Source organism: Sphingobium limneticum, assembly GCF_008710155.1.
Taxonomy (GTDB): Bacteria; Pseudomonadota; Alphaproteobacteria; order Sphingomonadales; family Sphingomonadaceae; genus Sphingobium; species Sphingobium limneticum.
Window position 1 is genome coordinate 14,818 of the sequence record NZ_VYPZ01000013.1, and the last position, 22,444, is coordinate 37,261.

Consider the following 22,444-nt stretch of genomic DNA (forward strand, 5'->3'; position numbering starts at 1 on the left):
CACCTCCCATCTGCTATCCCTTGAGCGCTGTACCGCATCCGGCGGCCTCAGCCGTCGCAGGCGACCCATCCCACGCCGCGCGTGCCTTCTCCCGCGCCATCCGGGTTTCCTCCCAAGGCCAGTGGCCGTTGATCTCGACCCCGAGCGAGATGCTCAGGAAGGTCCGCACCAGCACCAGCCCTGCCAGCACGATGAGATCGTCGAGCGTCGGGTTGATCACCAGCGACTTGACGATGTCGCCGGCGACCAGGAATTCCAGGCCGAGCAGGATGCTGCGGCCGAGCGCCGAGCGGAACGCGCTATAGGCCTCGGTCCGGTCGCCCGCCCTCGCCCGCCGCGCAAACAGAAAGGTTGCGAGCCCCGCGCCGACCAGGATGGTCAGCGTACCCGCCAGTTCCAGGCCGATCACCGCGAGCCGGAAGAAGGCGCTCAGCCAGTCGGCCTCAATGGTGATCATACCAGCCTCGCTTGCGGATATTGTTGAAGCTGTCGGTGGCGTGACAGGCATAGCATTGGTCGACGCGCGCCTTCGATCCGGCTGCGCGCTGCGAGACCATGCTGAAATGCTCCATGAAGTGACTGGGCGGCGCCTTGTGGCACTCGGCGCACTGCGTCGAATTGACCGACGGATGGCGATAATTGGCGATCTTCCAGCTGTCGGTCTTGTGGCAGCTCGCGCAGTCGGTGCCGAACAGGCCCTGGTGCGGATCGCGGAACGCATGGCAGCTCGCGCAATTGAGCGCGGTCTCGGGGGTCAGGCTTCGAATGTTTGTCGACATGCCCGCCAACGGCTGCCGCCACTTCGCCATGTCGAGCAACGCGGCGTGATCCATGCGGATGATGCCGCGCTCTCCCTCATGTTCGACGTGGCAGGAGGTGCACTGCGTCGCTTTCGCGTGGAACTGCGTCGACTGCTTCGTCCCGAAATCCGTGCCTGCATGGCAGGTGAGACAGGTCCGGGTTTCGACGCCCTTGCCCGGCGTGTGACAGGCCGTGCATTGGCCGGCGAAGGACTGGTGCGCGCTCGAGAGCGGGCCGGGCGAGACGAGCTGCGCCACCAGGCCGGCATCCCTCGGCGCGTCCGATCGCATCCGGATTGCGACCGCGGCGACCATCACCAGCAGGGCTGCGATGAAGACGGCGTAGGAAAGACGCTGCCAGCTCATAGCCAGCGCAGCCCGTAATAGAGCGCCGCGCCGACATGGAGCGCGAGCAGCGCGAAGATGAGACAGCCCAGCAGGATGTGCAGGAACCGCCATCGCGCGAACAGGGTGTTGGTTGCCTCTTCGGCGCGGATCGCGAATTCGGTATCGGCCAGCGCCGCGGCGATCCCCGCCTTGTCCTGGGGGTGCTGGCCCGCGGGCGCATCCCCGGCGACGAACAGATAGCGCTTCCAGCCCGACAGCGGCGCGGCTGCGGTATCGGCCTGCGTCGGCGCCGCCGGCTCCTCGAGGAAGGCGGCGCGAAGCGAGGCCAGTTCCGACCTGCGTCCGCGCAGCGCCCGACCAAGCTGGGCAAGCAGGTAACGGCCGATGAAGCCGGTGATGACCGTCATCAGCAGGAGGACGGTCAGAAGCAGTCCGACCGGGCTTTCGAGCTTGTGCGCGGCGTGGACCAGACCCAGGATCGGCGCCAGCACGCCGGCATAGATGTGGATGGCGAGCAGGGTCGGCTTGCTGACGAGCCGGGAGAGCAGCTTGTCGACCCAGGCGATGTGCTTGGCCGCGACATAGGGAAGCGTCAGCAGCATCAGCACGAGCGCTGCGATCCCGATGATCCCGCCAGCGAGGCTGCCCGGAAAGCGCGGTGACACATGCACGAGGTAGCCGAACGGGAACAGCAGCAGGAACGCGACCAGCAGGCCGACGGCGATGTCGCTGCGTTCGCGCATCAGGCTTCGACCACGAGTGGCGTGCCCGTTCCCTTCGCCTGGCACGCGAGCACATAGCCTTGCGCCTTGTCGGCGGGCGCAAGGCCGGACTCGACCTCCATCGTCACCTCGCCCTGCAGTAGCTTGACGACACAGGCGCCGCATGTGCCCGCACGGCAGGCATAGGGGATCTCGACGCCCGCGCCCTCGGCCGCCTCCAGCACGGTCTCGTCCGCGGGCAAGGCCGCCGACACCCCCGACACGGAGAAGGTCACCGTGCTCGGCGCCACCTCGGCGCTCGGGGCCGGCTTATCCGCTGGCGCGGGCGCGGGCTTGACCTCGAGATCCTCGTGGTCGGCCGGCAGCGAGGCCGGACCGAACGCCTCGGTGTGCAGCTGCGCTTCGGGGACGCCGAGCTCCGCCAGCACGCCGCGCATCGCGCCCATCATCGCCGGCGGGCCGCACATATGGATCCGCCGGCTCGCGATCTCCGGCACCGCAGCCAGGATCATCTCGCGGGTGATCGGCCCTTCGGGGCCCATCCAGACGGTGCCGGGCGCGCGCTGCATCGCGGCGACGACATGGAGGTTGGGAAAGCGGCGTTCGAGCCGCTCGAGCTCGTCGCGGAACACGAATTCCTCGGTCGACCGTGCGCCGTAGAAGAAGAAGATATCGCCCTTCCACGCGGTGTCGGTGAGATAGCGCAGCACCGACATCATCGGGGTGATGCCGACCCCGCCCGCGATCAGCACGATGCTCTGCGCATCCGTTCCCGTGAAGGTGAAGGCGCCGAACGGTCCGCTGACCTTCAGCAGATCGTCGGCGACGACCTTGTCGTGCAGATGTCGCGAGACCACGCCCTGCTCCTCGCGCTTGACCGTCAGCTCGACATAGGCCCGCTGGGTCGGCGAAGAGGCGATCGTGTAGGAACGGCGCGCGGTCTTGCCCGCTTCGGGCTCTACCTCAACCTGCAGAAACTGGCCCGGCAGGAAGTCGAACGGCAGCCGGTCGGCGGCCGGGTCCGCGAGCCGGAAGGTCAGCACGCTCGGCGTCTCTCGCACGATCTGGACCACGCGCAGCTGCCCCGCCCAGCTTTTGGGCTTGCGCAGCGAAGCCCCACCGGGTGCGGCCGCATTGCTCGGCGCGAGCCCAGCGCTGTCGGCAACGGGTGCAGGCGCGGGCGCAACCCTGGTAGCGGGAGGGGCAGCCGTCGGCTCCGGTTTTGCTGGAACCTTGGCGGTGGCGACACCGCCGGCGATCGCTCCGATCCGCCGCAGGCGGAAGATCTGCAGCGCGATCAGCGTGGCGCTCACCAGCCCCAGGAACAGCATGAGAAGCAGGTGCGAGGGCGAGATGCCGAACCAGTGACCGGCATGGCCGGGCGCGGCCTGGTCGATGTCGAGCTGATCGCGCAGCCAGGCAAGCCCGACCTCCCGGGGCGGCTGCAAGCCGCCGATCGCGCCCTGCGCGGCGGTGCCGGAGCGGAACAGGTCGGTTCCCTCGCGCAGGCGCCGCGCCGCATCGAGCCGGGCTGAGACCGTGGTTGCACGCGCGCCGTCGGCCGAGGCGGCGTTGATCATCGCCAGGCCCGTGCTTACCCGTTCGCCAGCCTGCGCAGCGACCCGCTGCCTTGCCGCTTCGTCGAGCGCGGGAAAGGCGAGCAGCTGCGAGATGAAGCCGGTCCGGCGCGATTCGTGGCCGTGCTCATTCTCCCCTTCCCCATTGATCATGCGATCCATCATGGGGTTCATCATCTTCGCCATGTCCGACGACCCCGGCTCTGCCGGTGCGGACATGCCCCCGCCGGCCGGCATGCCTGCGCCATGATGCGCGGCATGATCCTCGCCCTCCTGCGCGCCCGCGCTCGCGGACAGGCTGAGAGCGATTGCGCAGCCGAGGCTCAAGCGTCGAAGGCTGATCCGCCTGGACATCCTCATCCCCTTAGTGTGCGAGCCTACATATCCTTCATCGGCATCGCCGCATTGCCCGGCGCGGGATCGGGTGCCGGCACGGTCTGGTTGCCGGCCCCGGCGCGCATCGCGTCATGGTCCATCGCCTGACGGTGATGCCGCTCCATCTCGGCCTGGTTGCTCATCGCGTCCATCGGCGCCGCGTCTGCAGCGTTGCCGCTGTCGGTCAGGACCGGGGTGGCGGCGACGCTGTTCGCCGCGGGCGGCACCGTCTGGTCGGCCTGGCGGTCGCAGCCCGAAAGCGCGAGCGCCAGCAACAGGCTTCCGCCGACAAGCGGAAGGGCTTTTTTCGCATGGTTGATCATAGCTTGCTCCTTGGCTTGAAAACTGTGTCCGGGCGCCAGGGATGGCGCCCGGACCCGATCATTGCGCGTTGCGCAGGATCTGAAGGCACCGGTCGTGCGAGAGGTTCATCGGGTTGCGCCCCTGCCCCTTCATCTCGCCATGATCATGCGGCGTCTGGAGACCCATATTGCCCTCCATCGCCCGGCAACTCTCGACCTGCGCCGAGGTCGGCCGCGTGGTCACACAGGCGCCCAGAAGCAGCGCCGGCGTGAGGACGGCGATCAAACGCATTTTCTTCATGACAAAACCCCTTTCGCTAGTGATGATCGTTCGTCCTGCGCTGCCTGAAGTTTCTTGTTATGCTGCTGGTCTTTCCGCCGCGCCGTCAGGAAGGCGAGGATCGGGCAATCGGAGACGGGTACTTCACCCGGGCATTCATCGGCGAGCATCCGCAGCATGTCGCGGATATCGGACAGGCGCTCGAGCCGGGCTTCGGCATCCGCGATCTTGGCGAGCGTGATATCGAGCACGGCCTGGGCATGCGCGGTGTCCGACGCCCTGAGCGCCAGCAACTTCCGGGCCTGCTCGAGTGTGAAGCCAAGCTCCTGCGCCGAGCGGATGAAATTGACGCGCTCGAGGTCGGTCGCGTCGTAGAGCCGGTAGCCCGCCGCCGTGCGCGCGGGCTCGCGCAGCAAGCCCATCCGCTCATAATAGCGGATCGTGTCGCGGCCCACGCCCGCGGCGGCGGCGAGTTCGCCGATCTTGAAATTGCCCATGTCATCCGCTCGATCATGCCGGTTGGACCATGGTCCAGGGTCAAGCGGTTTCGCCTCGAGCCCGAACGGTCCCATGCCGCCGGCAACCCGCTGCCCCGACGCCTCGCATCACGGCAGCGTGTGCCGCCGGGCCACCGGCGCGTCAGTTCTTGCGAAGCTCGACGATGTCGTGCTTGGCAGGCGTACCGTCGGCGACGGACACGTGCGCGAAGTGATCATCGAAGATATGATCGATCGTCACATGGCCGACGAGCTGGCGGTGATAGGTCGGCGCCACGCCCTTGGGCGGACCCGGATGGGTCACGACGCGATAGACCTCGAGCTTCTGGCCGACCTCGGCGCCATCGGCCTTGCCGATGCAGACGACCGTGCCGTTGCTGCCCGTGTCGACGATCGAGCCGCGCATGAACAAGCTGTGCCCGATGCCCTGGGCCATAGCGGGGACGGCAGCAAGCATCGAAATGCCGGCAAGCCCGACCATGAGAGTTTTTCTGACCATATTCACCTCCTTGGATGGTAAGCCACCGCCCGGACCTGCCGGGGGGAAGAGCGTCTCTTCAGGCTTGGGACTACGGTCCCGGGTCCAGCCTCGATATACGTAGAGGCCGCAGCCGGTCTTCTTCCCCGGGCCAGATCTTTATTGACGCGGAGTTGACGGAATCAGCCGTCAGCACTTCAAAACCCGCGCGGCGCGAGACTTTGGTTGGCTGCGCCAGCGAAACCCGCTAGATATCGAGGCTCGTGAAACGCCTGCTCGCCCTTCTGCTCGTCATCGGAGCGCTGTCCGGTCTCTTCGGAGCCCAGATGGCGGCCGCGCACAGCGTGCCGCAGGCGGCAGGCGCGCCGCTGGCCAAGGGCATGGATGCAGACTGCATGGCAATGATGGCCAAGCAGCAGCCTGCGCCCAGCGAAAAGCCTTGCAAGGGCCTGACGCTCGATTGCATCGCCGCGATGGGGTGCGTGATCCCGCTGGTCGCAGCGGACCTGGCAGGCGGCGTTGCGCCTGCGCGTCTCTACGACGCGGCCAGCTTCTGGACGACCGACACGATATTGACCGGCAAGGCGGTTGTGCCCGAGCCGGATCCTCCCACCAGCCTTGTCTGATTGAACGAGCACGGGCTGCGCGCATCGATCGATGCGTGCGCGCCCGGTTTCCTTCTTTTCAGTCAAAGGTTTTCGTGATGATCAAACTGCTTCCGGCCGCCCTTGTGGCGGCCCTCAGTCTCGCCGCGCCTGCGCTTGCAACCGACGCGAGCCGCACGCCGCAAGGCCATTGGGAATGGCGGTCGGCGCCGCAATATGGTCCGCGGGCGACTGGCCCTGCGCGTGTCCGCATATGGGTGCCCGACAGCCGGGACATGGCCAGCTGCGATTGCGCGATGATGCAGGCAAGCGCCGCCGACTGCATGCGCGGCGCAGTCAGGTCGGACAAGGGCTAAACCCGCTCCGGAGCGGCGCGTCACATCTTGGCGCGCCGCCTCTGTCATGAGGGGATGATATCCATGATCATGATGCCGAGGCGCGCTGTGCGACGCCTGTTGCTCTCTATCGGTGCGACGCTTGCGAGCGCCTGGGCCGTGCCGGTGTCGGCCGGCCCGCTCACCTACGAGCAGGCAGTGAGGCTCGCTGCCGCCAACGCGCCAAGCCTCAAGGCGCGCGCGGCGGCGACAGCCGGCGCCCGCTCTTCGGCGGTCGCGGCCGATCGCCTGCCCGATCCGACGCTCGACCTGGGCCTGCAGAACTTCCCGGTGAGCGGCCCCAATGCCGGCAGCTTCACGCGCGACGATTTCACTATGGCGACGATCGGGTTCAGCCAGACCTTCCCCAATCTCGCCAAGCGCCATGCACGCGCCGCGCGCGCCGCGGCCGATATCGGTATCGCCGAGGCGGGCGAGCTGGTCGAAGGCCGCAACGTGCGGCTCGAGACCGCCCTCGCCTGGGTCGATCTCTATTATGGAGAACGCCGGCTCCGGCAGCTCGACCTGCTCGATGCCAGCCTCGACGACCTGCAGAAGACCGTGACCGCACGCCTGGCGTCGGGCAGCGCGCGCCCGAGCCAGGCGCTCGAGCCCGACCAGCTCCGCGCCGCCATCGCCGATCGCCGCGCCGAGATGGCTGCGGTGGTGGCGCAGGCGCGGGCCCGGCTCGCGCGCTATACCGGCGACCCCGACCCGCAGGCGACGGGCGACCCGCCGATGCTCGATGTCGATCCGATCCGGCTGCGGGCCGGGATCGATGCGCTTCCCGCCCTGCGCGCGCAGGACGCGCGGATCGCAGTCGCCGAAGCGGACGTGCGTCTCGCGCGCGCCGACAAGCGCCCCGACTGGAAGGTCGGCGTCACCTATGGCCGGCGCGATTCCATGTACGGCGACATGGCCTCGGTCGGCGTGTCGATCGACCTGCCGCTGTTCGCCGGCAAGCGCCAGAATCCCAGGATCGCTGCCAGCGAGAGCCTCGTGCAAGGGGGGCGGTTCGACCGCGAGGCGATCCGCCGCGAACTGGTGGCGCAGCTCGACGCCGACCTTGCCGATCATGCCATGCATCTCTCCCGGTTGCGCAATGCCCGCGAGACGCTGGTGCCCCTCGCCAGGCACCGCGCCGAGCTCGACCGCGACAGCTATGGCGCCGGCAAGCTCGACCTTGGCGCCGCGCTGCTCACGACGCTCGGGCTCGCGGAGGCCGAGGTCGAGGCGCTCAACCGCGAAGCCGACGTCGCGCGCGACGCGGTCCGCATCACCATCACCTATGGGGAGGAGCGGCCATGACGCTCGATAAATCCGCACTGCGCTGGGGCGCATCGATCCTGGCTGTCGCGCTGCTGGCCGGCGGCACAGGCTATTGGGCAGGCCATCGCCAGGCACCGCAATCGGAGGCGACCACGCCCGCCGGGGCAGGCAAAGTCCTTTACTGGTACGATCCGATGTTCCCCAACCAGAAGTTCGACAAGCCCGGCAAGTCGCCCTTCATGGATATGCAGCTCGTGCCGCGATACGCGGACGGAGGAAGCGCCGGCGCGGCCCCCACGGTCGCCGTCGATCCCGCCGCGCGGCAGAGCCTGGGATTGCGGGTCGTCGCGGCGAAGATGGGCAGCCTTGCCTCGGCCCTCGAGGTCACCGGCACGATCGACTTCAACCAGCGCGACGTCGCCGTCATCCAGGCGCGTTCGGGCGGGTTCGTGAGCCGCGTCTATGCGCGAGCGCCCGGGGACGTGGTCCGCGCCGGCGCGCCGATCGCGGACCTGCTCCTGCCCGAATGGGGCGGCGCGCAGACCGAATATCTGAGCGTCAGGCGGCTCGGCAAGCCCGATCTCACCGCGGCCGCGCGCCAGCGGCTGCGGCTGATGGGCATGTCCGACGGCCTCATCGCCAGCGTCGAGCGGAGCGGTCGACCGAACGGCGTGGTGACGATCACGACGCCGATCTCGGGCACCATCCAGACGCTCGACGCCCGTGCCGGCGTGACGCTCGCCATGGGCCAGACGCTCGCCCAGGTGAGCGGGCTCGGCACCGTCTGGCTCAACGCCGCGGTGCCCGAAGCGCGCGCGGGCGATGTCCGCGTCGGCCAGAATGCCAGCGCCACGCTGGCGAGCTTCCCCGGCGAGCGCTTCGCCGGCCGGGTGATCGCGATCCTGCCGACCACGCAGGCCGACAGCCGCACGCTCACCGTGCGGATCGCGCTGCCCAACCGCGACGGCCGGTTGCGGCCGGGCATGTTCGCCACCGTCGCGCTTGGCGGCGATGCCAAGCCGGCGCTGCTGGTGCCGAGCGAGGCGGTGATCCGCACGGGCAAGCGCACGCTCGTCATGCTCGCCGCAGGCGACGGGCGCTATCATCCCGCCGAGGTCCGTATCGGCCGCGAGGCGGGCGGCGAGACCGAGATCCTTGCCGGCCTGTCGCCCGGCGAGAACGTCGTCGCCTCGGGGCAGTTCCTGATCGATTCCGAGGCGAGCCTGTCGGGCATCGAGGCGCGGCCGATCGGCGGCGGTGCGGCATCGGCGACCCTCGCCGCGCCGGCGTCGAAAGCCACGCTGTACGAGACGACGGGCAAGATCGAGCGGATCACGGCCAATTCGGTGACGCTCAGCCACGAGCCCGTTCCCGCGCTCGACTGGCCGGCGATGACGATGACCTTCGCGCTCGCCAATCCGGGCATCGCGCGCGGCTTCAAGGCGGGTGACCGGGTCCGGTTCGGGTTCGACCGGCCCCCGGCGGGACCGACGCTGCGGCATATGGCGAAGGTGTCGGGCCAGTGATCGCCCATCTCATCCGCTGGTCGGTGAGGAACCGCTTCTTCGTCGTGCTCGGCATGCTCGCGCTGGTCGGCGCGGGCCTGTGGGCGGTGCGCTCGACCCCGATCGACGCGCTGCCCGATCTTTCCGACGTGCAGGTCGTGATCCGCACTTCCTATCCGGGTCAGGCGCCGCAGATCGTCGAGAACCAGATCACCTATCCGCTCACCACCACCATGCTGTCGGTGCCCGGCGCCAAGACGGTGCGCGGCTATAGCTTCTTCGGCGACAGCTTCGTCTATGTGATCTTCGAGGACGGCACCGATCTCTACTGGGCGCGCAGCCGCGTGCTCGAATATCTCAACCAGGTCCAGGGTCGGTTGCCGGCCAGCGCCCGCAGCGCGCTCGGGCCGGACGCGACCGGGGTCGGCTGGGTCTATGAATATGCGCTGGTCGACCGCACCGGCCGGCATGACCTGTCGCAGCTGCGCGGGCTGCAGGACTGGTTCCTGCGCTATGAACTCAAGACCGTGACCGGCGTCGCCGAGGTCGCCAGCATCGGCGGCATGGTCAGGCAGTATCAGATACTGCTCGATCCGGTGAAGCTCGCCGCCTACGGGGTGACCCACGCCCAGGCGGTCGAGGCGATCCGGCAGGCCAATCAGGAAGCGGGCGGCTCGGTGCTCGAGCTGGCCGAAGCCGAATATATGGTCCGCGCCTCGGGCTATCTGAAAACGCTCGACGATTTCCGGGCAATCCCGCTCAAGACTGCGGCGGGCGGCGTGCCCGTCCGGCTCGGCGATGTCGCCACGATCCAGGTCGGCCCCGAGATGCGGCGCGGCATCGCCGAACTGAACGGCGAAGGCGAGGTCGCCGGCGGCGTCGTTATTCTTCGGTCAGGCAAGAACGCCCGTGAGACCATCGCGGCGGTCAAGGACAAGCTCGCCGATCTCAGGAAAAGCCTGCCGCCGGGCGTCGAGGTGGTCACGGTCTATGACCGCTCGCAGCTGATCGATCGCGCGGTCGAGAACCTCACCCGCAAGCTGGTCGAGGAGTTCATCGTCGTCGCATTGGTCTGCGCCCTGTTCCTCTGGCATGTCCGCTCGGCGCTGGTCGCGATCCTGACGCTGCCCTTGGGCGTGCTCGCCGCCTTCGTCGTGATGCGCTACCAGGGCGTCAACGCCAACATCATGTCGCTGGGCGGCATCGCCATCGCGATCGGCGCGATGGTCGATGCGGCCGTGGTCATGATCGAGAACGCCCACAAGAAGATCGAGCGCTGGGAACAGGACCATCCGGACACCCATCTCGACCGCGAGACGCGCTGGATCGTCGTCACCGAGGCGGCGGCCGAGGTCGGGCCCGCGCTGTTCTTCAGCCTGCTGATCATCACGCTGTCGTTCATTCCGGTCTTCACCCTGGAGGCGCAGGAAGGCCGGCTGTTCGCGCCGCTCGCCTTCACCAAGACCTATGCGATGGGCGCGGCCGCGATCCTGTCGGTGACCCTGGTGCCGATCCTGATGGGCTGGCTGATCCGGGGCCGCATTCCGGCCGAGCAGGCCAATCCGGTCAATCGCTGGCTCACCAATATCTACCGGCCCGCGATCGACTGGACGATGAAGCGGCCCAAGGCGGTGCTGCTGATCGCGGCTCTGGTGTTCGCCACCACGGCCTGGCCGCTCAGCCGGCTCGGCGGCGAGTTCATGCCCAATCTCGACGAGGGCGACCTGCTCTACATGCCCTCGGCGCTGCCGGGCCTCTCGGCCGCCAAGGCGAGTGAGCTGCTCCAGCAGACCGACCGCCTGATCAAGACCGTGCCCGAAGTCGAAAGCGTGTTCGGCAAGGCCGGCCGCGCCGAGACCGCGACCGATCCCGCGCCGCTCGAAATGTTCGAGACGACGATCCAATTCAAGCCCCGCGACCAGTGGCGGTCGGGCATGACGCCCGAACGCCTTGTCGACGAGCTCGATCGCCGGGTGAAGCTTCCGGGTCTCGCCAATATCTGGGTGCCGCCGATCCGCAACCGCATCGACATGCTCGCGACGGGCATCAAGAGCCCGATCGGGGTCAAGGTGTCGGGCAGTGACCTCGCCGAGCTCGACCGCATCGCGCATGATGTCGAGACCGTGGCCAGGAGCGTGCCCGGCGTCAGCTCGGCGCTCGCCGAGCGGCTGACCGGCGGACGCTATGTCGATGTCGACATAGACCGCGCCGCCGCCGCGCGGTTCGGGCTCAACATCGCCGACGTCCAGGCCATCGTCTCCGGCGCGATCGGCGGCGAGACGATCGGCGAGACGGTCGAGGGCCTCGCCCGCTATCCGATCAGCGTGCGCTATCCGCGCGAATTGCGCGACAGCCTCGAAAGGCTGCGGGCGCTACCGATCCTGACGCCCGCGGGCCAGCAGATCACCTTGGGCACCGTGGCAAACGTCTCGATCGCCGAGGGACCGCCGATGCTCAAGACCGAGAATGCCCGGCCTTCGACCTGGGTCTACGTCGATGTGCGCGGGCGCGATCTTGCCTCGGTGGTCGGCGATCTGCAGCGTGCGGTGGCGAAACAGGTCAGGCTCTCGCCTGGGGTCAGCATCGCTTACTCTGGCCAGTTCGAATATCTCGAGCGCGCGGTCGACCGCTTGAAGCTGGTCGTGCCCGCGACGCTGCTGATCATCTTCGTGCTGCTCTACCTCATCTTCGGCCGCTTCGACGAGGCGGCGCTGATCATGGGGACGCTGCCGTTTGCGCTGACCGGCGGCATCTGGACGCTTTATCTGCTGGGGTTCAACCAGTCGATCGCCACCGGGGTCGGGTTCATCGCGCTCGCCGGCGTCTCCGCCGAGTTCGGGGTGGTGATGCTGATCTATCTCAAGAACGCGCTGGCCGAGCGCGGCGCACATCCGGACGCTGCCGAGGTCGAGGCCGCCGTGCGCGAAGGCGCGCTGCTGCGCGTCCGTCCCAAGGCGATGACGGTGGCGGTGATCCTGGCCGGCCTGCTGCCGATCCTGCTGGGATCAGGCGCGGGTTCGGAGGTCATGAGCCGGATTGCCGCGCCGATGATCGGCGGCATGCTGACCGCGCCCTTGCTCTCAATGTTCGTCCTGCCCGCCGCCTACCTGCTGTTGCGCCGGCCCAAGACCGATCCCATCCCTCAACCCGTTTCATCATGAAGGAGAAGACGATGAACCATGCACGACTGACCATTGCCCTCGGCCTCGCCGCCCTGACTGCCGCGTGCGGCAAGAAGGCGGAGGCCCCCGTTGCGACTGAGACCAACGAGGCGGCGCCCGCCGCGACCATGAGCGGCGACATGGGCAACATGTCGATGGCGCCTGACGCGAACGCCGCGATCAAGGCCAAGGGCCATGGCACCGTCACCGCGATCGACAAGGCGGCAGGCACGATCACGCTCGATCATGGTCCGATCCCGGAGGCCAAGTGGCCCGCGATGACGATGGCGTTCAAGGCCGCGCCGTCGATCACCGATGCGGTCAAGGTCGGCGACAAGGTCGATTTCGACCTCTCGCTCAAGGGCAGCGATGGCGAGGTCACCGCGATCGCAAAGCAGTGATCCGCTAAGTTCGACCGGAAAAAGCTGGTTGCGTCGCCGCTCCCGGGCGGCGACGCCCGTGCCGGCCGTCTGCCTGGCTGTGCGCCCGGTCGACGGTTGCGACCGGCAACGCCCAATGCCAGCGGCGTTTCCCTGCGCGATCACCGACAATTTGAGCACGCTTCGCGGATCGCACATTGAACGTGCAAGCCGCCCTTGCTCGCGATAGCCTGAACGGCAAGGAGCCCAGTTTAGATGACCCAGCCAGTATGACCTTGTTACCCGCGACACATCATGATCTCGTGAGCGAGCTTGTCCGTCGTTGGCGAGACGATCCCGGCGCCACCTATCGCTCCTGGTTTCTGTGGGACGAACGGCTGAAAAACTTCCGCTCCATCCGTCGCGGGCTGCAGCAGGTGGTCGCAGAAATCGAAAGTGGGCGGTTCGGCGTCGCCTATCGCGGCTCGTCACTGGAAACGGTTGTCCACTCGATCGCCGAACAGCGGCAGATCTTCAAGGGCGCCGACCATGCCTGGCTGTGGAAGCCCAAGCTGCGCATTCCAGACATCTACGAAAGCCCGGACAACCAGCGGGCGTTCGGTCGCCTGCTCGACAATTGCTCGTGCTGCGATACCGCCGAGGAGATCATCAGCCACATCCGCAGCATAGACGCGCTCAAGATCAAGGGGCTGGGGCCGGCGGCGGCCAACCTGCTCTATTTCCTTCACCCGACGCTGGTGCCGCCCTTCAATACCGCGATCGTCAAGGGCTACAATGCCGTCACCGGCGCCAAGGTGAAGCTCGGGTCATGGGATCATTTTCTCGCCATGCGCGCCGGCATCCTCGACCTCAACGACCGTTACCGCGAGTTGCTCTCCAACGATCTCGGCGCGATCGGCGGACTGTTGTTCGACATTGGCTCGGGCCGCTATCCCGCGCCACCGCTGGAGGATGACGCAACGGCGGCCGACGACTGGCTCGGCAGATTGGAACATGCCAGAGCGGAGGCAAGCCGGCTCGACAAGACAGCCGCCGCGCAGGGCGAAACCGATCGCACGCACGCCGAAATCCAGGCCTGGCTGCGCGACCTCGGCCATGCCCTCGGTTACGATGTGTGGATCGCCGCCAATGACCGCGGTCGACTTCACGCTGGCTGCCCGCTTGGACAGGGATGCCTCGAGCGCCTTCCAGACGCCATTGCGACCTCTCCCGGAGCGGACTCGATCCGCCTCATCGACGTGTTGTGGCTGGCGAAGGGTGGCGACGGCGTCGCCGCCGCGTTCGAGGTTGAACATTCGACCTCGATCTACTCGGGGATCGTGCGCATGCTCGATCTGGCGCTGTCGGGGAGCGATCTGCACGCTGCCGCCGGGCTATTCCTGGTCGCACCGAATGCGCGCGAGCAGGACGTTCGCGCGCAACTCCGTCGCCCGGCTTTCAGCCGTATTGCCGATCTCGACTTCGCCTATCTGCCCTATGGCGAGCTGGAGAGAAACAGGGACGCGATCGCTCGTTTTGGAACGGGATTGAAGGCCATCAAGGCGATCTCAAGCCCCCTTCCCTGAAACACGGACCATTGTGCCGCTGCTGGCAAGGGCCACCGGCCAGCTCCATAAGCTCATGCCGGTCCGATGAGGTTGCTTGGGGAGCGACGCCCTCCTGCAATCGAGTCGACCAGCGACCCCATCAGCCGATCTTCGCCATCAGCCTGCCCGCTGCGCCCTGCTCTGCAGCAAGGTTGCGATTATAGGCGAGTGGCATTCGCGGCGACTTCCACCGCAGCGCGGCCATTATCCCGGCGAGATCCTCGCCGCTCGCAAACAGATCCTGGTTGAGCCCGATCCGCGTCGAGTGCGCGCTGATCCCTTTGAGGAGCCGGGCCAGATCCTCGGCCGTCAGATCGGGAAGCCCGCCGAGATTGAACGCCCGCTGGGTGATCGACCGGAAGATCGGCCCGATCGAGCCCGGATGCAGCGCGACGGTGCCGATGTCATATTCGACACGTGCCTGCACGGCGGGCTTGGAGAGGGTCTTGCGGAGATCCAAAGTCTCCCGGCCCGATATGCTGTCGATCGGGCGCCCGCGCACGGCGGCGCGGGCCTTGTAGCGCCGCACCTGCACCCGCCGGAACAGTGGCCCTTCCGTGATCTCGGCCGCCTCCGTCCAGGCCGCGATCGCCGACACGGTACGCGGGCTGAGATAGGCGGTTGCCCCCTCCCCGTCTTGATCGCCCTTGCTGCGCAGGATCTGCAGCAGCCGCGCCTCGGGATCGATCGCCTCTTCGATATGCTCGATGGCCACGGCTACCAACTCGGACGCACGCAGGCCGGTGTCATAGGCGGCAGACAGCAGCGCGCGATCGCGCAGCCCCGGCAGATCGTTTCCGCAGCTCTCGAGCAGCGCCCGGACGTTGAGACCACGCGCCTTGTCGCGTTCCACGTCGCGCACCGGCCCCTTGAACCGCAGCGGCCTTGCCTGCTTCTGCGCTGCGCCCTTCTCACGGCGCACCGCTTGCAGCCGCAGCTTCACCAGCGGCGCGGGGGTTGGGTCCTTGAGTTCGAGCAACTGATGGATCTTGGCGATCGACGCCTTGTAGCGGGATAGCGAGGCTGGGCGGCTCCCCTTGCCTGCCCGCGAGTCGAGATAGTCGGCCACCGTCTCGGCCGTCGCCGGCAGTGCAATCCGGTTGTTGCGCCTACACCACGCATCGAACGCCTCGACGTCGGACTTGAGCGCACGGATGCTATGGGGCGATGAAGCGGCCTGATAGGCGGCGATCAGGCCCTCGTTGACGGTGATGCGCTCGCCGGCGCGCATCTGCACGATCGTCCACGCAAGGTCGGCCGGCGCCCTGACGGCCGGCAGGACAGCCTCAGGCGGCGCTACGGGGATTTCTGGCCCTTCCCGGGCGGTTTCGGTGCTCACGACGCGCCTCGCTCCTCAGCCGCGCTTGTAGCCCACCTTATAAAGAACGGTCAAATCCGCTTATATGATAACTGCAATTATCATATGTCCATTATTAAAGAGCAACAGCATGGTAGACGCTATGGCTATTTTGAGGATATTCTTATGCCATGCCCATGGCCATCCCAGACCTCTCAGAGCCAATCTGGACCTCCAGGCTAGTCGCCCGTCTGGAACGGGCGGCAGCGGCGATAGGCCGCCTCGATGCCCGTGTTTCTGCCAGTCCTGCCGCCGCACCGTGGCAGCGACGCGCCACCTGGACCGGCTATACCACGGCGCTGCGGGTGCAGGGCGCCGAGATTGACGAAATTGATATTTTCGGACGGGAATGCGCCGTCAATCTGCCCGGTCGCCGGCCGATGCCGACCAATCTGGACGATCGTGATGCGCTTCCAATTTGGCAGCGGCAATTGGCCCAGCGCGAATCCCGTTATTGGCGAGACGAACTCGCGATCTCAACGGACGTCCCAGAAGATTGGAGCAAGCGGCCAGCCCTCCTCCGCGCGCTTGAGATTACGGCCCGGCGCTCCCGCGCAGACAACACGATCACGCCGTGGCTTGCCGTCCCTGGGCTCCTGCGATCGATGAAGATCACCCAGGCCGTGCTGCCGTGCCTGACCATTGGCGACAAGGCGCTTCGCCTCTCGCCGCGCGACACGCAGGCCATCGTCCTGCGTAACCTCCTTTCGCTCACCGATCGGGCGGAAGAGGGGCTGGTGAGGCTCCAGGCGATCGAGGAAGACCGCTTACGCGCCGCCGCAGCCCTCCATGGCGCGCACCGTCCTGGCAAGCTCGTGGAGTTGCTCAGCCTTGTCCAGTTTGTCCCCGTCGTCAGTCCTCGGATGCTCGCCCGACGATTAGACGTGACGATCTCTGGTGCCGGCAAACTGCTTTCTCGCGCGGCAGAACTGGACCTTCTAGTGGAGGTGAGCGGTCGTCAGGCTTGGCGGACCTATATGACGCGCGATCTGGCTATCGCCTTCGGGTTTGTTGTCCGTCCGGTAGGGCGTCCCCCTGCCCCGCCCCAGGCGCTCCCAGATTTTGTACCCGCGCTCGCAGAGTTTGATCGTGAAATGGCCGAACTCGATTCGATGCTAGCTGGCCTCGGTATCGATGTCTCGGCTCACCACCACTGATTGAGTTGTAGCGGGGCGTGACCGCTCGATGTCACGCCTCCCGTTCTTGCGTCGGCCCACTTCAGGCCCAGTGCGCGTCAAGGACCTCGCGAATGGCCTTCTCGGCATCCTCCCGAGACGCCCCACCCTTATTGAGAAGTGTCAGGCGAATTCCCTTGCGATCATTGCCCTCGATGCGGAGCACAGCTTTCCCGGTCTCGCTCGAAACAATTTGCGCCATTCCTGACTTCTTGGGGGATCCTGACCTTTTGGGGGGATCGGCCGCCAGCGCCAATGCACGGACGATCTCCGGCACAGCCATGGGAGCGCCCTCCCCTCCCGATCGAGCACTGAGCGCGGCCGCTTCGGCAAATACGCGTTGGCGACGATCATCGGGCTTCAGAAGAGGCTTGATCGCCGTGACATGTTTGATCCGCAAATCCTGCGGATTGGGAAAGGCGACCATTAATTCCGCTGGTAGGCGTGCGAGATCGAGATAACGGCTCAACCAGCTTTCTGTGACGTTTATCCGCTCGGCCATGACCTTCTGGCGGCCCTCATAATAGGCATCAAGCGCACGGAGATAGTCGCGTGCCCGCTCCAGGTCGCTGAGGTCTTCGCGCGCCCTGTTCTCAATGTCCGCTACGCGAAACGCTTCCTCGTCCGACAATTCGCGAATGTCGATCAGGAAGCGGAAGTCGGGGTAATTGTGGCCGCGCAACCAGCTGATCGACCAATGACGGCGCGCGCCGCAGATTACCTCAAAATCATAATCGGGTTCGCCGCGCACACGACGGACGATCGCGGGCATCTCCTGGCGCCCTTGTGCCTTTATGCTCTCGATAAGATCGGCGCACCGCTCTTCGTTGAGCAAGGCATATTCCCGGTTATGCCCCGCCCACATCCGGCAACGCGCGGGATCCACCAGTTCATGGGTGCGGCTGACGACTGTCCCTGCCGCCAGTTCGGCCAATCGATTTTCCCTACCGGTGAGGACATTGGCGCCCAGCCCAGACCGACGCGGCGCGGGAGCGCCGTCTTCGGGCGGATTGATGCCCGCTGCCAGCTCTGCTGCGAAACTCGCGTTTTTCCTGCTCATGAAGCCGTTCCTTTACCCGGAATTGCACCGGTGCAATTTTCCCAATTCACGCCAAACCTTCCTTGCGCAAACGGCTCAAATGGCTGGGCCACATCGCTCGAATATCCAGCTCGAGTTCGGCATTCACACCGTCGAGATAGGTGAGGCAGCGGTTGCGCACCGCACTGCTTGTCACCGGGCCGTCGAGTTCATAAACCGTCATAAGACGAGCCGTCGCATTGTCGATCTCAGCAGAATCCTTGAGCGGCGTGCGCACCATCGCGTGGCCAAAGAGCGTCCGCATCAGGGTGAGCAGCTCCTTCTGCATCGACTTGTTCTCGTCGACCTTGGAGGCGACGAACCGAAGGAATTTTAGAGTCGGGGCAAAGCCGCGTTCGGCCAGCGTCTCGATCGTCTCATCAAGCATCGCCAGAAACGCCGCAGTCGAAGAAAAGTCCATGACGGTGGGAGGCACTGGCACGACGAGAGCATTCGCCGCGCGCAAAACCGATAAAGATATGGCACCAAGGGCTGGCGGTGGATCGAGGACGATGACATCGAACCGGTCGGCGATGCTGGCGATGCCCTGGGAAAGACGATCGATAAGCCCCCCCTGCCCTCGTGCCATTCGGGCGGCGATCTCATATTCCGACTGGAACAACCGCAAATTGGCAGGAATGAGTTCGAGACCATCAAAGTGCGTCTTGCGCAACGCATAGTCCAGTGACGTCATCTCCTCTTGGCGAAGAAATGGATAAAGCGTGTCGTCCTCAGTCAGATCGAGATCCGGCACATAGCCGAACAGCGTCGTCGCGGAGGCTTGGCTGTCGCAGTCGATAAGGGCAACGCGGTAGCCCTGGATCGCGAGATATTGGGCAAGGTGGACCGACAAGGTCGATTTGCCGACGCCTCCCTTGAAATTCTGGACGGCCACGACACAACAGGGGTCTTCGGCCGCCCTCCAGGGTCGCGTGCCAAACAGGCCGCGCATATCGTTGAGTTGGGCAAGCGTGTAACCCACTCTACGATTATTTTCAGTTCGCGGGGGCGGCGGAAGACGGCCATCTTTTTCTGCGTCGCGGATTGCAGCTGGCGTTCGCCCGACCAAATCCGCAGCCTTGCCAATCGGAAAGGTCGGCTCCCGACGATCATCCGCTCGGGCGCTGCGCGCAGAATCGCGAAGGCGCTCCAGTACCGATGAGGTCCGCTGGGCAAGCGTCGCCACCGAAAGAAGATCATGGGTGTCGTGGATGTCTAGTGATGCTGCCACAGGGCGCCCCTTTTTGAAACTAGGGGTATAGTAGCCCTACTTGCGCTTTTTCGTCAAACATAAGCGTTATTTCGAAAGTGATGCCTCGCTGCAGAGGCGAATAGGGACGTTGGGGCGATCAGTGGCCTCAAAAAAGCGACCCATCCTGACTCGTTGGGGGCGTGTGAAAATTGCACCGGTGCAATTCCCTCTATGGACGACCCCTTCGAGCCACGAAACTCTCGCAAAATCCGGTCCACGAGCTGAGCAATTTGGCACCCTTGAGCTTTGCCAGACGGTCGCCCATCTGCTGGCGATAGGCGTCAGCTATGAGATCGATATCCCAACCGCCGCCATGTGATCGGGCAACCGCAGCCAGGGTCTGGGTATTGAACCGGATCGTTCCCTGCGGGAAGACGATCTCAGAGCTCTTCTCTGCTGCGGTCAGCCCGCTGATCGCCGCTTTCACGACTGATCCGACGTCAACCATCTCGGCGACCGACTCCACTGAACCCTCGCGCCGCGCCTTCCGTCCAGTCGCATGCCTCTCAATCTCATCGACGGTTGCGATCTGCGCGGGCGCATCCTTTGGCTCGAAGCGGAACTCGATCTCGGTCACCGTTCGGCCCTGCCGTATCTCCTTCCACTCGACGCGGAAGTGAGCCAGCTGATCAATTTCGGCCTTCGCTTTTTCAAGCACCTTGCGCCGCAGTTGCGCGAAATCCTTATACACGTCCGGCGATATGCCCAGCGCTGCGCGCAGCGCCGCCATATCGCCCTTCCAGGTCGACTGGCGACGATGGAGCCGCAGCGATCCAATCTCATAGAGCTTGAGCGCATAGCTCGATCGGAAGCCCAGCACCGCCTGCCTATTCAGGACAGCATAGCTCTCGGATTCCTGGATGAGCTTGCGCGCATCAGGCGTAAACTCCCATTCGATCCAACCCGCATCCGCGCCGTCTGTATCTTCCGCCTCTTCGCGAGACGACGAGATCAGGGAAAAGCGCAGCGTCGCTTTCTTGCCGCGCCAGGACCGGTCGTCGATCGCAAACAAGGTCCGGTGCAGTTCCTCCAACATTTCGGAGATCCGTTCATTACCCTTATGACCGCGGCGAATATCGGCCTTGCGCATCCGATGCGGCCGATCTTGCCAAGCATCGCCGCCTGCGGTCAGGATCATCAACGCGAGCAATCGGGACGCCGTCAGGCTGAGCGATTGGCCTTTCACGAATTTGATCTCAACGATGCTGCCGGGTTTGGCGAATTCTTCGCCACCCTTGGCCTGCAAAGCCGCTGCGACACGCATAGCGCGGCCCGGCGCCGACTCGGCTTGCGCCTCTTGCGCTGCATTGGCGCTTAGATTTTCCGCATGTTCCATGTCATATAGGCCGAACGCATATTTAGCAGATTCGTCCGATTGCTGCCTGACCTGTCCTCGCTCGTCAAGTCAGGGCAGGCTAAAACACTTTCTGTCGCCCCCATCCGGTCAGGATAGAACTGTGTGGCATTCCCGCAAAAGCCCTTAGATTCTGCCGAGTCGCTATCCGAGTCACGTTCTTCCCGTTTTCGGCTCGCTCACGCTTGATAAACGGGGCAGAATGACACCATTCCAGAGCGCGGGCGCGCCAAAGGCCGTTCCCCCCAATCGGTCAGGATAGCCCCAAGAGGTCAGTTATCTGCCCCCGACCGGTCAGGATGACGCCCCCGCCGGGTCAGGCAAAGTCCCCCATGCGGTCAGGATAAACGCGACAGATCATTGAAATTGCAGACCTTTTCGGCGCAGAATCTGAATCACTTAGAATCATGAATCCTTCCGCTGCGAGCAGCGGCGTTGTTTTAGAATGATTCTAAAAAACCAAGCACGCGATTCGCTGAGCCTTTAGCTCAGACAGCAGAACCGACCTCCCCCTAGCTGGGGGGATACCGCCAGACCGGTGTTCCACGATAGCATCCCGGTCTCGATGCTTGGCAGATATGCCCAGCGACGAGATCCTCGGCGACCCGATAGCAGCTGAACCACCGCTCATCGCCGCTGGGCTGACGCAGTGAGGAGGTCGTATGATCAATTTTGCCAAATTCGAAATTATCGGACGGATCGGTGAGATCGACGCCAAGCCGAAGGTCACGAACATCTCGGTATGCGCGAACTATCGCCGCCGCGCAGAAGGCGACCAGTGGATCGAGGATAGCTATTGGAACCGCGTCGTCATTTTCAGCGACGGCCAGCGGAAATATATCGATGAGAAGGCTCAGGTTGGCGATCTCGTGCGGATTGCCGGACGGCTCCGTGACACCTCCTACGAGCGCGATGGCACCACCCACTACACGACCGACCGTATCGTCGAAGAGTTCGGTGTGCTCGCGGCAAAGGCGGCATAGGTCGTAGGAGACAGCGTCGATCGGGCCAGAGGGGAGGGGGCATGCGCGGAGCGAACCTAATCTTCGATAGGAGTTTCGCTTATGTCAGCCACCATCGACGCGGCGATTCGCGCCAAGCAGATCGTCGAGAGCTTGGGCGGACGCTGGTCTGGATCGCGCGGCGAGTGCCGCTGCCCCGCCCATGACGATCATTCCCCCAGTCTTTCGGTCCGCCTCGGCACCAAGGCGATCCTGTTCAAATGCTTCGCCGGATGCACATCGACCGATGTCCTCAAGGCTCTCGATCGTCAGGGTTTGCACGATCGAGAGCCGATCCATGTCGAACCGCGCGCGGCGTCACGCGATCTGAGCGGTTTGGCCAGGTCATTATGGCAGCACAGCATCCCCATCGCCGGCACACCGGCTGAAGCCTATCTTCATGCTCGGGGCCTTTATGCGCCGACGCCCGACCTTCGCTTCAATCCACAGACGATCATGGGCAAGGGGAAGGATCGGCGCAGCCTTCCCGCAATGATCGCGGCAGTGAGAAATGAGCTGGGCCTGGTCGCGGTCCACCGGACTTTTCTTGATCCCACCGACATTTTGCGGCGCCCCTTCCGCAAGCCCAAGCTCGCGCTGGGTCTGCTTGGTTCGGGCAGCGTGCGGTTTGGTGAGCCGGATGACGTTCTGGGCATCGCCGAGGGGATCGAAGATGCCCTGTCCGCCATCGACTGGTTCCAATTGCCGGTTTGGGCCGTGCTTGGTGCCGAGCGCTACGCCCATGTCGGCATACCGTCCCACGTGAAGCGCGTCATCGTGTTTGGTCAGCGGAACACGGCGGCGAAGATCTGCCTGAAGAGGGCAGGGGAGCACCTCAGCGCCAACGGGCGAAGGGTCGAGGAGTGGCTCCCGTCCGAGTATGACGATTGGAACGATGCTCTGCGCGATCGGCTTGCCCGCAACGCCGTTCCTCGCACCGTGATCCAGACACCCTCCCACTGAAGAGA

22 protein-coding genes are annotated in these 22,444 nt (G+C 65.3%); 10 read left to right on the top strand and 12 right to left on the bottom strand.

Features of this window, described 5'->3' with window-relative positions; all coding sequences use genetic code 11:
- Positions 1 to 13: 13 nt before the first annotated feature.
- The 8 genes from F4U94_RS15330 to F4U94_RS15365 form a co-directional block, all read right to left on the bottom strand.
- Positions 14 to 457: a DUF1622 domain-containing protein gene (locus F4U94_RS15330; RefSeq protein ID WP_037476104.1), complete on the bottom strand. Its 444-nt coding sequence runs from the start codon at positions 455 to 457 to the stop codon at positions 14 to 16.
- Positions 444 to 1,166, bottom strand: a complete 723-nt coding sequence (locus F4U94_RS15335) for a hypothetical protein (protein ID WP_043150670.1) — start codon at positions 1,164 to 1,166, stop codon at positions 444 to 446. The genes F4U94_RS15330 and F4U94_RS15335 overlap by 14 nt, the downstream gene beginning before the upstream one ends.
- On the bottom strand, positions 1,163 to 1,891 hold the full coding sequence (locus F4U94_RS15340) for a hypothetical protein (protein ID WP_150411964.1): 729 nt from the start codon (positions 1,889 to 1,891) through the stop codon (positions 1,163 to 1,165). The genes F4U94_RS15335 and F4U94_RS15340 overlap by 4 nt, the downstream gene beginning before the upstream one ends.
- Positions 1,891 to 3,801, bottom strand: coding sequence for a 2Fe-2S iron-sulfur cluster-binding protein (locus F4U94_RS15345; RefSeq protein ID WP_150411965.1), 1,911 nt, complete (start codon positions 3,799 to 3,801; stop codon positions 1,891 to 1,893). The genes F4U94_RS15340 and F4U94_RS15345 overlap by 1 nt, the downstream gene beginning before the upstream one ends.
- A 23-nt stretch (positions 3,802 to 3,824) precedes the next feature.
- Positions 3,825 to 4,145, bottom strand: a complete 321-nt coding sequence (locus F4U94_RS15350; RefSeq protein ID WP_150411966.1) for a hypothetical protein — start codon at positions 4,143 to 4,145, stop codon at positions 3,825 to 3,827.
- Positions 4,146 to 4,203: 58 nt separating this feature from the next.
- Positions 4,204 to 4,425: a hypothetical protein gene (locus tag F4U94_RS15355; RefSeq protein WP_150411967.1), complete on the bottom strand. Its 222-nt coding sequence runs from the start codon at positions 4,423 to 4,425 to the stop codon at positions 4,204 to 4,206.
- Positions 4,422 to 4,901, bottom strand: coding sequence for a heavy metal-responsive transcriptional regulator (locus F4U94_RS15360; RefSeq protein ID WP_062345064.1), 480 nt, complete (start codon positions 4,899 to 4,901; stop codon positions 4,422 to 4,424). Before F4U94_RS15360 ends, F4U94_RS15355 begins: the two co-directional genes overlap by 4 nt.
- A gap of 142 nt (positions 4,902 to 5,043) precedes the next feature.
- Positions 5,044 to 5,382, bottom strand: a complete 339-nt coding sequence (locus F4U94_RS15365) for a hypothetical protein (RefSeq protein ID WP_037447968.1) — start codon at positions 5,380 to 5,382, stop codon at positions 5,044 to 5,046.
- A 260-nt stretch (positions 5,383 to 5,642) separates the two neighbouring features.
- Between F4U94_RS15365 and F4U94_RS15370 the strand changes: the two genes are divergently transcribed.
- The 7 genes from F4U94_RS15370 to F4U94_RS15400 all read left to right on the top strand — a co-directional run bounded on the left by F4U94_RS15370 (position 5,643) and on the right by F4U94_RS15400 (position 14,238).
- Positions 5,643 to 6,005 (top strand): hypothetical protein, encoded by a 363-nt coding sequence (locus F4U94_RS15370; RefSeq protein WP_039335402.1) that lies wholly within the window; start codon positions 5,643 to 5,645, stop codon positions 6,003 to 6,005.
- 77 nt (positions 6,006 to 6,082) lie between these two features.
- Positions 6,083 to 6,340, top strand: coding sequence for a hypothetical protein (locus F4U94_RS15375; RefSeq protein ID WP_007683334.1), 258 nt, complete (start codon positions 6,083 to 6,085; stop codon positions 6,338 to 6,340).
- A gap of 63 nt (positions 6,341 to 6,403) precedes the next feature.
- On the top strand, positions 6,404 to 7,666 hold the full coding sequence (locus F4U94_RS15380; RefSeq protein WP_150411968.1) for a TolC family protein: 1,263 nt from the start codon (positions 6,404 to 6,406) through the stop codon (positions 7,664 to 7,666).
- Positions 7,663 to 9,153 (top strand): efflux RND transporter periplasmic adaptor subunit, encoded by a 1,491-nt coding sequence (locus F4U94_RS15385; protein WP_150411969.1) that lies wholly within the window; start codon positions 7,663 to 7,665, stop codon positions 9,151 to 9,153. Before F4U94_RS15380 ends, F4U94_RS15385 begins: the two co-directional genes overlap by 4 nt.
- Entirely contained in the window at positions 9,150 to 12,293 is a 3,144-nt protein-coding gene (locus tag F4U94_RS15390; protein WP_150411970.1) for an efflux RND transporter permease subunit, read from the top strand. Before F4U94_RS15385 ends, F4U94_RS15390 begins: the two co-directional genes overlap by 4 nt.
- Entirely contained in the window at positions 12,290 to 12,694 is a 405-nt protein-coding gene (locus F4U94_RS15395) for a copper-binding protein (protein WP_007406376.1), read from the top strand. The genes F4U94_RS15390 and F4U94_RS15395 overlap by 4 nt, the downstream gene beginning before the upstream one ends.
- Positions 12,695 to 12,975: 281 nt before the next feature.
- A complete protein-coding gene (locus tag F4U94_RS15400) occupies positions 12,976 to 14,238 on the top strand; it encodes a hypothetical protein (RefSeq protein ID WP_007683327.1) in 1,263 nt (420 codons plus the stop codon).
- A gap of 121 nt (positions 14,239 to 14,359) precedes the next feature.
- On the opposite strand, the gene F4U94_RS15405 is transcribed toward F4U94_RS15400, so the two are convergent.
- Positions 14,360 to 15,598 (bottom strand): site-specific integrase, encoded by a 1,239-nt coding sequence (locus F4U94_RS15405; protein ID WP_150411971.1) that lies wholly within the window; start codon positions 15,596 to 15,598, stop codon positions 14,360 to 14,362.
- 155 nt (positions 15,599 to 15,753) lie between these two features.
- Here F4U94_RS15405 and F4U94_RS15410 point away from each other — a divergent pair, with 155 nt between their 5' ends.
- Positions 15,754 to 16,773 (top strand): hypothetical protein, encoded by a 1,020-nt coding sequence (locus F4U94_RS15410; protein ID WP_241242054.1) that lies wholly within the window; start codon positions 15,754 to 15,756, stop codon positions 16,771 to 16,773.
- A gap of 61 nt (positions 16,774 to 16,834) precedes the next feature.
- Here the strand turns inward: F4U94_RS15410 and F4U94_RS15415 are convergent, their stop codons facing one another.
- The 3 genes from F4U94_RS15415 to F4U94_RS15425 form a co-directional block, all read right to left on the bottom strand.
- Positions 16,835 to 17,851 (bottom strand): ParB/RepB/Spo0J family partition protein, encoded by a 1,017-nt coding sequence (locus F4U94_RS15415; RefSeq protein WP_150411972.1) that lies wholly within the window; start codon positions 17,849 to 17,851, stop codon positions 16,835 to 16,837.
- A 46-nt stretch (positions 17,852 to 17,897) separates the two neighbouring features.
- Positions 17,898 to 19,100, bottom strand: a complete 1,203-nt coding sequence (locus F4U94_RS15420) for an AAA family ATPase (RefSeq protein WP_088185004.1) — start codon at positions 19,098 to 19,100, stop codon at positions 17,898 to 17,900.
- A gap of 190 nt (positions 19,101 to 19,290) precedes the next feature.
- On the bottom strand, positions 19,291 to 20,385 hold the full coding sequence (locus F4U94_RS15425; protein WP_088185009.1) for a replication initiation protein: 1,095 nt from the start codon (positions 20,383 to 20,385) through the stop codon (positions 19,291 to 19,293).
- Positions 20,386 to 21,137: 752 nt separating this feature from the next.
- Between F4U94_RS15425 and F4U94_RS15430 the strand changes: the two genes are divergently transcribed.
- Complete coding sequence (locus F4U94_RS15430; protein WP_066609015.1) at positions 21,138 to 21,458, top strand: single-stranded DNA-binding protein; 321 nt, start codon at positions 21,138 to 21,140, stop codon at positions 21,456 to 21,458.
- 81 nt (positions 21,459 to 21,539) lie between these two features.
- Positions 21,540 to 22,439: a DUF7146 domain-containing protein gene (locus F4U94_RS15435; protein ID WP_088185003.1), complete on the top strand. Its 900-nt coding sequence runs from the start codon at positions 21,540 to 21,542 to the stop codon at positions 22,437 to 22,439.
- The last annotated feature ends 5 nt before the right edge of the window (positions 22,440 to 22,444 follow it).